Here is a 13,249-nt window from a genome sequence, read left to right as displayed (position 1 = left end):
CGGTCCAAGGCCGCCTTAAATACGGGACAAACGAAAATGCCGACTTCCATGTTCGATCTTACCGGCCGGGTCGCCCTGGTCACGGGCGCCAATACCGGCCTGGGTCAGGGTATTGCCCTGGCTCTGGCAGAGGCCGGCGCCGACATTGCCGCGGCCGGAATCGTCCCGGCCGATGAAACGGGTGACAAGGTCCGCGCCCTGGGCCGCAGGTTCCTCAATATCGACGCCAACCTGATGAGCATCGAGCCGGTTGAGCGCATCGCCGCCGAAACCGTGGCCGGCCTCGGCGGGCTCGACATCCTGGTCAATAATGCGGGCCTCATACGCCGCGCCGACGCCGTCGACTTCTCCGAAAAGGACTGGGACGACGTGATGAACGTCAATATCAAGGGCGCCTTCTTCATGGCCCAGGCCGCCGGCAAGCATATGATCGCCAAGGGCTATGGCAAGATCATCAACATCGCCTCGATGTTGTCCTTCCAGGGCGGTATCCGCGTCCCCAGCTATACGGCGTCGAAGTCGGGCATTGCCGGCATCACCCGCCTGCTGGCCAATGAATGGGGCGCCAAGGGCATCAATATCAATGCCATCGCGCCTGGCTATATGGCGACCGACAATACGGCCCAGTTGCGCGCCGACGAGGACCGCTCCAAGGCCATTCTCGATCGCATCCCGGCCGGCAAGTGGGGCGTGCCGGCCGATCTCGGCGGCACGGCGATCTTCCTGGCAGCAAGCGCGTCCGACTATGTCAACGGCGCCATCATCCCCGTGGACGGCGGCTGGCTCGCCCGATAGTTGCGAAACTCCGGCGGCGTTCCGTGTCACCGGAGTTTTGTCCAACGGGCAAATATCACCACAACCTTAACTTTAATTCACTATTAATATATTGAATTATTTATATTTTTATGAAATTTTGAGACTTCATCGGTAAATCATCTTTCTACGTATCCGGGACATAGTGCGTCCCGTCTCAGAAAGAGTTCGCCATGAAGCCCAAAAATGCCCTCAACGCCGGTTCTATCAACGGTACGCCCCTGGCCAACCAGGCCCCGGTCTATAATGGCGAGACGACACTTTTTCGCGGCGCCCATGCCGGCCATCCCTATACGGTCACGGCGATCGATCTGCTGGTTGGTTATATCGACCCAGATGGCGATACACTCAGCGTTATCGATCTGCATGCTGAGCACGCCACGATCACCGACAACCTTGATGGCACCTATCTGGTCACGCCCGACGAAGGCTATAAAGGCCTGGTTGATCTGAACTATACGATCAGCGACGGGCGTGGCGGCACACTGAACGTCGACAATACCATCTACTTCCTGCCGGAGCTGAGCGCCGGGCCGAGCGTTGTCGTCAATACCACGACTCCCGGCAGTCAAATGTCACCCGATATCGCCGTGTTCAGCGACGGCGGCTACGTTATCACATGGATTTCTGCACCGGACGAAGAGGGTGACCCCGACGACCAGGGCGTTTACATGCAAAGGTACAATGCCGCGGGCGTCGCTCAGGGCGCGGAAATTCAGGTTGCCAGCGATTCAGGCGCGGGTGATTTGATCGGCCAGGCCGCCAGTATTACCGTCCTGGCCGACGACAACGTCGTTGTTGCGTGGCAGACCCAGTCTGCCGAGGGCAGTCCTTCGGTCATCTATATCCAGCAATTTGACGGCGATGGCGTCGCCATAGGTGACCCGGTTCAGGTAAATGCCACAGCCGAAAGCGATCAAACCGAGCCCCAGGTCACGACGCTCCATGATGGCGGTTTCCTGGTGACGTGGGTCACGGACGGCGATATTGCTATGCAGCGTTTCGACGCCGACGGCGAAAAGGACGGCGTACAGACCGTGGTCAATACTGTCACGGATGGCAACCAGACCCACGCTACCGTGTCCGCCTTTGCCGACGGCGGCTGGATCGTCGTCTGGCAAGGTGACGTCGCTTCACCCTCTGACAGCCTCATGGGCGGCGACATCGCCACCGGAACCGATGTCTTTGCCCAGCGTTACGACTCCGACGGCCACAAGGTCGGCGATGAAACCCTGATTAATTCCGTAAGGTACGGCGATCAGGGCCTGGCGAGTGTCGCCACACTGACCGATGGCGGCTACGTCGTGACCTGGTCGGGGACCGATATCGAGGACTCGAATGTCTATCTGCAGCGTTACGATGCCGACGGCCAAAAGGTAGGCGACGAGACGGCAGTCAACTCGCCGACCACCAATCAACAAATCTTCGGCAAGGTCGCGGCCCTCAGCGACGGCGGCTACGTCGTCTCATGGCTGAGCTGGAGTGAAACCTTTCACATGTTTTTCGACGTCTATATCCAGCGCTACGATGCCGCCGGCCAACCGGTCGATGATGAAACGCTGGTATCGTCGCCCATCGGCATCAGCCTGCTGCACGACGTGGTCGGCCTACCCGACGGCGACTACCTGATGGCCTGGACCGGTTTTGCCTTCGATGAGGATTTGAACCCGGTTACCGATGCATTCGATATTCTGAAATCGGTCCACGCCGCCCAGCGCGCGCCCGTCTTAGGTGGGCCGCAGGCTGTTCTGACCCATGCCACCGAAGACATGGACTATCTGGTTTCCGCGCCCGACCTGCTGACCGGTGTAACCGATATCAATGGCGATGATTTGGAGATTACCGCCATTTCCGCCGACCACGGTAGCGCTGTCGATAACCACGACGGCACCTTCACCATCACGCCGGCCACCAATTTCCGCGGCGACCTGACCCTGACCTATACGGTCAGCGACGGTCACGGCAATACTGTTGAGGTCGAGCACGACCTGACGGTCGACGGCGTTATCGATACGGTGCGCAGCGCCACGACCGCCACCCTGGACACCTATATCGAGAACCTGATCCTGATTGGAGACGCCGCCATCGACGGCAGCGGCAATGCCTCCGACAATGTCATCACCGGCAACCGCGGCGTCAACACGCTTATCGGCAATGACGGCAACGATACGCTGAAGGGTGCGGACGGCGACGACACTCTACGCGGCAATGCGGGCCATGATCGCCTCGACGGCGGCAGTGGCAAGGACAGCCTGTATGGCGGCGCCGGCGACGACAGCTACTTTGTCGATAATCTGGAGGACCTTGTTTCGGAAAGCGCCACGCCGGGCGTCGATGCCGGCGGCAACGATACGGTGTTCTGCGCCGTCAACTGGACATTGGACAGCCGGTTTGAAAACCTGGTGCTGACCGGCAGCGCGCTCACGGGCACCGGCAACGACCTGAACAACAGCCTGACCGGCAACAGCGGCAACAATGTGCTGGACGGCGGCCTTGGCGCCGATACCCTGTCGGGCGGAACGGGCAGCGACTATTACCATGTCGACAATGCGGGCGATCGCGTACGCGAAGACGCCGCCGGCGGCAATGATACGATCGTGTCGCTTATAAGCTTCAGGCTCGGCGCCAATATTGAAAACCTCGAGCTGGCGGGAGCGGACGATCTCAAGGGGATCGGCAATGACGCCAACAATTTCATGGTCGGTAACATCGGCAATAACGTGCTGAACGGCATGGCGGGCGCCGACACGATGTACGGCCAGGCCGGAAACGACACCTACTATGTCGACGATATCGGCGATCTGGCCTCCGAACAGGGTAATCTAGATCCGGACGATGGCGGCATCGACACCGTCATAGCGACGATCGACTGGACCCTGATCGTCAACTTCGAAAACCTGACCCTGGCCGGCACGACGGGTATCAGCGGCACGGGCAATGCACTCGCCAACCTCATCACCGGCAACAGCGGCCGAAACGGCCTCGTCGGCGGCGATGGAAACGATACGCTGAACGGCGGATCGAATCTCGATACCATGACGGGCGGCAATGGCGATGATCTGTACTATGTCGATGCGATCGGCGACTCGGTGATCGAAGTGGATGCCGCCGGTACCGATACGGTTCGCGCCTATATATCCTACACACTGTCAGACCACGTCGAAAACCTGATCCTGAGCGGCGCGACCGACATTGACGGCAACGGCAATGCGCTTGCCAATGTCATCACAGGCAATAGCGGCAAAAACGCCCTTATCGGCGGCGACGGCAACGATACGCTGAATGGCGGACAGAACCTTGACACCATGACCGGCGGCAATGGCGACGACCTCTATTATGTCGATAATCTCGGCGACTCTGTCGTCGAAGCCGATGCCGGCGGTATCGACACGGTTCGCGCTTCCGTCACCTATAGCCTGAGCGACACTATCGAGAACCTGGTCCTTACGGGCGGCAACCCTGTCAATGGCACAGGCAACGATCTCGCCAACAGCCTCACCGGCAATAGCGGTAACAATATCCTCACCGGTGGCGGGGGTAACGATAGCCTGAATGGCAGCCTGGGCAACGACACCCTGATCGGCGGCGCAGGAGACGACAAATACTATGTCGACAGCAACCACGATCGCATCACCGAAACGAACGATGGCGGCATCGATATCGTCTATGTCACCGCCAATTACAGCATGGACGACTATGTCGAGAACCTGACCATCAACACGGCTTCCGGCGTAACCGCTTACGGCAATAGCCTGGGCAATGTCATGACCGGTGGCGCCGGCAGCGATGCCCTGTATGGCGCGGACGGCAACGACACCCTGAGCGGCGGCCTGTCCAACGACACACTGGACGGCGGGCACGGGGCCGATCTCATGACCGGCGGAATGGGTAGTGACAGCTACTATATCGACAATGTCGGCGACCGCATACGTGAATATGCCGATGGCGGCTATGATCAGGTGCGCAGTTCGGTAACAACCCAGCTCGGCGCCTATGTCGAACTCCTGTACCTCGTCGGCAGCGCCGCCATCGACGGAACCGGCAACGCGCTGGACAATGACATCATCAGCAATGCGGGCAATAATCACCTGACCGGCGGGCTGGGCGCCGACCGATTCTACTTCATGGGCGGCTTCGGAGCCGACACCCTCACTGACTTCGATGCCAGCCAGGGCGACATCCTGCTGATCGATGACGACCTGGACCACACCACCATTACGCAGTCGGGCAACAGCACCGTCATTATGACGCACAATGGCGACAGCATCACCTTGCTCAATACCGTGGCAACCGACACCGGCTTACTGGACGCCCTCAGCTTCGTCGGCTCCCTCTGAGGCGTAGGAAACCCGCAGGCGGATTCGAATCGACATGGCGACGGCCGTACGTTATCCCTGTGACATCAGTTTTTTGGTGTCACGGGTAAGGCGTATGGCCGGAACGGCTGGCCTTCCTGTGGACCTTTTCAGGGAACGCCTCCATGACCTTGCCTGTTACCGACCTTACGCCGGGTACCGAGACCCCGGTCAACACCTACACGACGGGCGACCAGTCCGGGCCTTCGATGGCGGCGCTCAGCGATGGCGGTTTCGTCGTGATCTGGACCGACAGCGGCCAGGACGGCGATGCCGCAGGTGTCTACGGCCAGATTTTCGATGCCGATGGTGACCCGGTCGGCCTGGAATTCCTGGTTAACAGCGAAACGACCGACGCGCAGGGCCTGGCAAGCGTGACGGCGCTGGCCGACGGCGGCTTCATCGTGACCTGGCAATCCGGCCTGCAGGATGGCGACGATTTCGGCATCTACGCTCAACGCTATGACGCCACGGGCGCGGCCACGGGCGGCGAAGTCCCGATCAATACCGAAACCACCGGCGCCCAGACGCTTGCGATCACGGCCGGTCTGGCCGACGGCGGCTACGTCATCGTCTGGCAAAGCGCCGATCAGGACGGCGACGGTTCGGGGATATATCTGCAGCAGTTTTATGCCGATGGCACGGAGGTCTGGTCAGAGACCCTGGTCAATACGACAACAACCGGCGACCAGTCCGCGCCGGCCATAGCCGCCCTCACCGACGGCGGCTACGTCATCGCCTGGGCGGACCAGGACAGTTCGCAGGGCGGCATCTCGCTGCAGCGCTATGATGCCTACGGCGATCCGGTCGACGGGGAAATCCGGGTCAATACCTATACCACCGGCATTCAGGATGAGCCATCCATCGCGGCGCTCAGCGACGGCGGCTATATCGTCACCTGGACAAGCGCCGGCGAGGATGGCAGCAGCTACGGTATCTATGCCCAGCGGTTCGATAGCAATGGCGACCCGGTCAATAGCGAATTCCCGGTCAACAGCTATACCACCGGCGCGCAGTACGATTCCTCTGTCACAGGCCTGAGCGACGGCGGCTATGTCATCACCTGGACCAGCAACGGCCAGGACGGCACCGGCTACGGCGTCTATTCCCAGCGTTACAATTCGGCGGACGGCGCAGTTGGCACAGAGACCCTGGTCAATAGCTTCACGGCCACGGATCAACTGTACGCGTCCGTGCAGGCAACGGCCGACGGCGGTTATACGGTGGCCTGGACCAGCGAGCATCAGGACGGCGACCTTTACGGCGTCTTCATGAAACGCTGGACGGTCGGCGATACGGTCGGAACCAATGTGGGCGAGATCATGGACGGCACCGGCGCGGCGGTGCATATGCTGGGTGGCGACGGCGACGACACCTATATCGTCGACAGCCTCGACGACACGGTCACCGAACTGCCGGGTGAAGGCGATGACGTGGTCGACTCCTTCGTCAGCTTCACGCTCGGCGCCAATATCGAAGCCCTGATCCTTGATGGTTTCGACGATATCGATGGCACGGGCAACGCAGACAGCAACGTCCTTATCGGCAACGACGGCGACAACAAGCTGGATGGCGGCGGCGGCGACGACATCATGCAAGGCGGCGACGGTGACGATACCTACGTCATCGACGACGCGGGCGACGTCTATATCGAGGCTGTCGGCGAAGGCTATGACGAGATCGATATTGGCTGGAGCTTTACCCTGGTCGAGGGTGGCTACTTTGAGGACCTGCGCCTGACCGGCAGCGACAATATCGACGGTACGGGCAATAGCGACGACAACTATCTCACCGGTAATGACGGCAACAATGTCCTGCTGGGCCTCGACGGCGATGACGCGATCGATGGCGGACTGGGCGATGATACCATGGCCGGCGGCGACGGCGACGATACCTATGCCGTCGACTCGGCCGGCGACGTGGTGATCGAGACTGACGACCAGGGCCTAGATATCGTCTTTTCGACCATCTCCTATACCCTGGGCGCCCACATCGACGGCGTATTCCTCGACCCGACGAGCACGGATGACCTGAACCTGACCGGTAACCGGCTCGACAATATCCTGTCCGGCAATGACGGCGACAATGTGCTGAACGGTGGGGGCGGCGACGACCTGATGTTCGGTTTTGGCGGCGACGATGTTTATTACGTCAACAGCATCTATGACGAAGTCTCCGAAGAACTGATCTGCGGCTGCGACGCCGGCGGGACCGACAAGGTCATTTCGACGGTTGATTTCTATATGCCGGACTATGTCGAGAACCTGACCCTGTCCGGTACCGATGATCTGTACGGTATCGGTAATGACGAAGACAATAACATCCGCGGTAACAGCGGCGACAACACGCTGGACGGCGATGAGGGCGCGGATATCGTAAACGGCGGGCTCGGCGCCGACACCATGTACGGCGGTGCCGATGACGATACCTACTATGTCGACGATGCCGACGATGAAACGATCGAGGATTTCTTCCCGGGCAGCGACGATGGCGGCCACGACAAGGTCTTTGCCTCGGTCAGTTGGACGCTCAACATCTACACCGAAGACCTGACCCTGACCGGGACAGCCGATATCGACGCCACCGGCAATGACGACGATAACGTCATGCGCGGCAATACCGGCAACAACGTCCTCGACGGCGGAATCGGCGCCGATACCATGACGGGCGGATCGGGCGACGACAGCTACTATGTCGATGACCTGGCGGATCGCGTGGCGGAGCAGGCCGGGGGCGGAACCGACACGGTCTTCTCGTACATCAGCCATACCCTGCGCAGTCAGGTAGAAAACCTGGTCCTTCTGGGGACTGACCCGATCAACGGCACGGGCAACGACCTGGACAATGTCCTGACCGGCAATTCGGCCAGCAACACATTGAATGGCCGCGGTGGTGCCGATACCCTGGAGGGCGGCGACGGCAATGACAGCTATTTCGTCGACGATGCCCACGACACGATCACCGAGGTTTCCGGCGAAGGTACGGACACGGTGCGTTCCACCGCCACCTACCGCCTGGGTGACAGTATCGAGTTGCTGTACCTGATCGGCACGGACAATATCGACGGTACTGGGAACGACCTCGCCAATACGATTATCGGCACGACCGGGAACAATGTACTCACCGGCGGCGATGGCAATGACACACTCAACGGCAGCGCGGGCGACGACAGCCTGATCGGCGGCACGGGCGACGACAGATACTATGTCGACAGCGGCGATGACTCGGTTACCGAAGCGTCCGGCGAAGGCAATGATCAGGTCTATGCCAGCGTCACCTATAGTCTGGGTGACGATGTCGAAACCCTGGTCCTGATCGGAAACTTAAGCATCGACGGCACCGGCAACGACCTCGGCAACAGCCTGACCGGTAATAGCGGCAACAATCTGCTGACCGCTGGCGGCGGCAACGATATCCTTAATGGCAGTATAGGCGATGACACGCTGGTCGGCGGCGACGGCAACGACACATATTTTGTCGACAGTAGCGACGACGTGGTCACCGAGGTGTCGGGTGAAGGTACTGACCAGGTCAGTTCCAGCCTAACCTACAGCCTGGGTGACTATGTCGAGGCGCTGGTCCTGACCGGAACCTTGACGATCGATGGTACCGGCAACGGTCTTGACAATATGCTGCGTGGCAATGCCGGTGCCAACAGTTTGAGCGGCATGGGTGGCGCCGACACACTGTTTGGCGGCGGTGACGCGGACGATTTCGTCTTCCTGGCAGCCGGCGCCAATGGTGCCGATCGGATCACCGACTTTACGTCGGGCGTCGACCACCTGGCCTTCAGCGCTGCCGACTACGGGTTTGCCATCGGCCACAGTCTCGACGGCACCGAACTGACCTTTGGCCGCTACGCCACCGGCAGCCACGCGCAGTTCATTTTCAATGCACACAACCGCACCCTCTATTGGGATTCGGATGGCGCCGGCGGAACGGCCGAAATCGCCCTGGCTGTCCTCACCGGGGTGACAACGCTAACCGCCAGCGATTTTGTTTTCAGCTAAGAGCGTCCGACGGGCATGCCTGTCTATATCGATGATATGTACCGTTACGCTATCGGTCAGTTCCACGGCATGCAGATGTCGCATATGATCGCCGACAGTGACGCCGAACTGCACGCGATGGCGCAGCGCATCGGTATGCGACGCGGCTCATACCAAGGCGACCATTACGACGTGCCGCTGGACCGGCGCAGCCTGGCGCTGGCCATCGGCGCGGTCGCCATCACCTACCGCCAGTGTGGCATGATGCGCCGGCGCAAGGCGGTCGAAGGCCGTTGCGGCCTGCCATCGGAAGCGCCTGGATGGTATCGCGCCTGGCAGCGCAGGAAGAGGGCCCCATGAGCCAAAAGCGGACCTGTTTTATTTGCGGATCGGATGACGGCCCGACCGTCACCTCCGTCAACATGGATGTCTGCGGTCTGGGCCGCGTTGTCTACGCCATGCGATGTTGCGCCGGCTGCGGCCTGGTGCTGCAAGACCCGATTGTCCCGATCGAGACCATGCTGAAACATTATGCCGGTTTCGCTCCCTATACCGCCTTCACGACCGGCGATCCGCCGCTGATCTCGACCGCAAAACGCATGCTCGACCTGGTGTCGGAGACCGGTCTGACGCCCGGCCGGGTTTACGATGCCGGCGCCGCCACCGGCAAGATGCTGTTCCACTTCCGTCGTGCCGGCTGGCAGGTCTGCGGTTCCGACCTGTCTCCCGTAGCGGTTTCCCAGGCCAAATCCCTCTATGATATCGACCTGACGGTCGCCAGCTGCGAGGACGGCCTGGCTGGTGAACAGGGTCTCGACCTGGTCACGCTCAGCCATGTTCTTGAGCACATCTACGATCCGCCCGTCTCCCTGAAAGCCGTGCGTGACGCCCTGGCGCCCGGCGGTCATTTCCTGATGGAGGTGCCGTGCCTGATCTCGCCGGAGCGCTGTCCGCCCGGCATGTTCACCATGGAGCACGTCAACTATTTCGAGCGTACCGCCCTGACCAACCTGCTGGGACAGGCCGGACTGGACGTGATCGCAGCGCCCATCTGCTATGATGAATTCCTCTATCCGGTGATCACCGTGTTGGCGCGCAAAACTTCTGCGCCACCGCCGCCCATCGTCTCGTCCTTCGTTGACAACATGGCCTTTTGCGAAGCCTACACCGCCCGCGACCGCGCCATGTGGGAGACGGCCGACGCTCGTCTGCGCGTGGCACTCACGCCCGGTGAGCCGGTGTGGATCTGGAGCGCCGGCGTCCAGACCTCGATGCTGCTCAGCCGCACCTCTTTGATGCGCCATGCCGATGTCCGGGGCCTGACCGACCGCGACCCGCAGAAACAGGGCCACACGGTCGAGGGCTTCGCGATCCTGCCGCCTGCGGTCGTCATAGCCAGCCCGCACAAGATCGTCGTCGCCTCGTACAGCTTCGCCGCCGATATCGAAAAGAGCTTGCTGGCCCAGGGTGTCGCGCCGGAGCGGATCGTACAGATCTACTGACGGGCGTTACTGGATCGTTCCCAGCTTGTCCGGATTGCGCTGGATATAGACGGCGCTGATCCGGTCGCCATTCACTTCGATGCTGATCACATCGGTCAGGCCGTCGCTGTGTGTCGTCAGCAGCGACAACACGCCATTGACGTGATCGTAGCGCAATGCCCGTGTCGTATGATTGCGGAACTTCTGGTAGATGCCGGCCATGAAGCCGCCCACCCGGCGCCGGCCGGCCAGGATGTTGATCGCTGCCGCGACCTTGCCGCCACCGTCGGAATAGAGCTTCACGTCGTCGGCCAGAAGCGCCTCCAGGGCCGCCATGTCGCCCGCCTGGGAGGCAGTGATAAAGGCTTCGAGATAGCGCCGCTCGGCGTCGGGCGTCACCTTGAAGCGCGGCCGTGACTGGCGGACATGACTGCGGGCGCGCGCCGCCAGTTGCCGGCAGGCCGCCTCGCTGCGCTCCAGGGTGCGGGCGATCTCGGCGAAATCGACATCGAACACGTCGCGCAGCAGGAAGCTGGCGCGTTCCAGCGGGCTGAGCCGCTCCAGGGCATGCAGCAAGCCCATGGAAAGGTCGTGAGCCAGGTCGTCCGCATCATCCCCGGCAACACCACCGGTGAGGCCGCTGGTGTCGTGCAAGGCTTCCGGTAGCCAGGTTCCGACATAGGTGGTGCGCTGATGGCGCGCCGATTTCAGCATGTCGAGGCAGATGCGTGTAACGATCCGAGTCAGATAGGCGCGCGGACTGTCGAGCGTCGCCGGATCGCGGTCGCGGACGCGCAGGAAGGCCTCCTGCACGGCGTCTTCGGCCTCGCCCAGCGTGCCCAGCATGCGGTAGGCGACACCCTTGAGATGCCGCCGCTCCGCTTCGAACCATGTGCCGGAATCCGTCATTGGTCTCAGGCCGCCTTGTCGTGCGGGTGAACCTTGCGCATCGATACCGAAAGCCGGTTCCACGCATTGATCGTTGCCACCGCCAGGGTCAGGTCGGCCAGTTCCTTGTCGCTGAACTGCGCCTTGACGACGGCGTAGGTGGCGTCCGGCACGTGATCTTTGGCGACAAAGGTCAGGGATTCGGCCCACAATAACGCTGCTTTCTCGCGTTCGGTGAACATATACGACTCGTGCCAGGCATTGAGCATGTTCAGCCTCGCATCCGTGTCGCCCAGCTTCAGCAAGTCCTCGCGGTGCATATGCAGGCAGTAGGCACAGCCATTCAGCTGCGACACGCGGTGCTTGACCAGGCTTTTCAGCTTCGGGTCAAGACCGGATCCGGCCAGATAGGTTTCGACGGCCAGCAGGCCATTGAAACCTTCGGGCGCCAGGGCGGCAATGTTCAGTCGGGTCATTCTCGTATCTCCTTAAATGGGGTCTGAAAGGAAGACGAGACAGCATGGACGGATGTGACATGAAGGAAAGAAGATTTTGCCGCCGAAATCGCCTTGCTCAGGCCAGCGCTCCGGCGCGCAGCCACTTCGTCGTCGCTTCGAAATAACCGTCGCACGGACGGCGTTCCTTCATTTCGATCATCTCGCGCAAGCCGCCCGTCGTTGCCTGCTGCAGATTGTGGTTGCCATCCGCAAAGGTGCGAACGGTCAGGCTGGCCCGCGGATTTTCACCGATCGTTGCAGCATAAAGCGCCGCCGTCTTGCGCCAATCGACATTCCTGTCCTTTTCGCCGAAGATGGCGAGTACCGGAATATTTATTCGGGCCAGCATCGCGGAGAAATCCGGTACATAGACCTGCAGGCCGGTCGCCGGATCGACCTGGAACGCACCGCTGAGAAATTTGGCCTGGTCACTGTGAAATGACGCTTCATCAGCGCCCGAACCGCCGGTGAGATAGATCATGAAGGGATCGCGCCACAGGTTTTGCGTTGCCGCCAGGTAGTCCTGGAACGTCCCGCCCTGGCTGATGATCGCGAAGCCCCGCCGCCACTCACCGACCAGACGCTGGACCTCCGGTTCCGTCCTGCCCTCGATACGCAGATTGGACTCCAACAGATACGGGAAATTTTCCTTGTCATCCGTACCACTTACCGAAATCCAGAAAGCAATGGCGGGGTCCAGGCCAGAATCCTGCGTGATGGCCAAGGGCGCGATCCAGCCCGCCCGACTGATGCCCCAGAGCCCGACGGTTTGCGCACCAGGCACCTGGCTTTCACGCAATTGCCGGATAGCATCCAGCACCTCCCCGGCGCTGCTGTCCACGGACTGGTTGATGTCGAACCTGCCCTCGCTCTTGCCACACCCGGGTTTGTCCCAGATCACGGTGGCGATTCCCTGGGCGGTAAAGTGGCTGCGCAGGTCGTAATACGAGGTTCGGCCGGCTACGTCCGTCTCGCCGTAGCCGTGGATGATCACGATCACGGCGTGCGGCGCCCCATCGGCGGGAAGGTCGATGAATCCGGAGAGCCGGTTGCCGACCGAGACGAAGGCAAAATCCTGCGTCTTCATCGCCGCCGGCGAGGATTGAGCCAGGGCCGGGGTCAGGCGGAGGGACGATCCAGCGCCGGTCGCTGCCAGCAGTCCAACCAGTAATCTGCGTCGCGAAGTCATATCACGCCCTGCCCTTGTTGCCGGACCGGCAGGTTAA

Annotated in this window: 8 protein-coding genes; 5 read left to right on the top strand and 3 right to left on the bottom strand. The window is 61.1% G+C overall.

Features of this window, described 5'->3' with window-relative positions:
- Window positions 1-36 precede the first annotated feature (36 nt).
- The 5 genes from kduD (at window position 37) to AC1DXO_RS14170 (ending at window position 10,659) form a co-directional block, all read left to right on the top strand.
- On the top strand, window positions 37-795 hold the full coding sequence (gene kduD / locus AC1DXO_RS14190) for a 2-dehydro-3-deoxy-D-gluconate 5-dehydrogenase KduD (protein ID WP_476978819.1): 759 nt from the start codon (window positions 37-39) through the stop codon (window positions 793-795).
- 191 nt (window positions 796-986) lie between these two features.
- On the top strand, window positions 987-5,150 hold the full coding sequence (locus AC1DXO_RS14185; RefSeq protein WP_476978818.1) for a cadherin-like domain-containing protein: 4,164 nt from the start codon (window positions 987-989) through the stop codon (window positions 5,148-5,150).
- A gap of 143 nt (window positions 5,151-5,293) precedes the next feature.
- Window positions 5,294-9,178 (top strand): beta strand repeat-containing protein, encoded by a 3,885-nt coding sequence (locus AC1DXO_RS14180; RefSeq protein ID WP_476978817.1) that lies wholly within the window; start codon window positions 5,294-5,296, stop codon window positions 9,176-9,178.
- Window positions 9,179-9,193: 15 nt separating this feature from the next.
- Window positions 9,194-9,517 carry a DUF4031 domain-containing protein gene (locus AC1DXO_RS14175; protein WP_476978816.1) on the top strand — a complete coding sequence of 108 codons (324 nt, stop codon included), beginning with the start codon at window positions 9,194-9,196 and terminating at the stop codon, window positions 9,515-9,517.
- Complete coding sequence (locus AC1DXO_RS14170; protein WP_476978815.1) at window positions 9,514-10,659, top strand: class I SAM-dependent methyltransferase; 1,146 nt, start codon at window positions 9,514-9,516, stop codon at window positions 10,657-10,659. The genes AC1DXO_RS14175 and AC1DXO_RS14170 overlap by 4 nt, the downstream gene beginning before the upstream one ends.
- 6 nt (window positions 10,660-10,665) lie before the next feature.
- On the opposite strand, the gene sigJ is transcribed toward AC1DXO_RS14170, so the two are convergent.
- The 3 genes from sigJ to AC1DXO_RS14155 all read right to left on the bottom strand — a co-directional run bounded on the left by sigJ (window position 10,666) and on the right by AC1DXO_RS14155 (window position 13,212).
- Complete coding sequence (gene sigJ / locus AC1DXO_RS14165) at window positions 10,666-11,547, bottom strand: RNA polymerase sigma factor SigJ (RefSeq protein WP_476978814.1); 882 nt, start codon at window positions 11,545-11,547, stop codon at window positions 10,666-10,668.
- 5 nt (window positions 11,548-11,552) lie between these two features.
- Complete coding sequence (locus AC1DXO_RS14160; RefSeq protein WP_476978813.1) at window positions 11,553-12,002, bottom strand: carboxymuconolactone decarboxylase family protein; 450 nt, start codon at window positions 12,000-12,002, stop codon at window positions 11,553-11,555.
- Between the two features lie 97 nt (window positions 12,003-12,099).
- The gene (locus AC1DXO_RS14155) at window positions 12,100-13,212 is read right to left on the bottom strand and encodes an alpha/beta hydrolase family protein (RefSeq protein ID WP_476978812.1); all 1,113 of its coding nucleotides are present in this window, start codon (window positions 13,210-13,212) and stop codon (window positions 12,100-12,102) included.
- Window positions 13,213-13,249 lie beyond the last annotated feature (37 nt).

This window comes from Asticcacaulis sp. P2_C5 (assembly GCF_056404555.1).
Note: the sequence above shows the minus strand (reverse complement) of the source record. Positions and strands in the feature narration are given on the sequence as shown.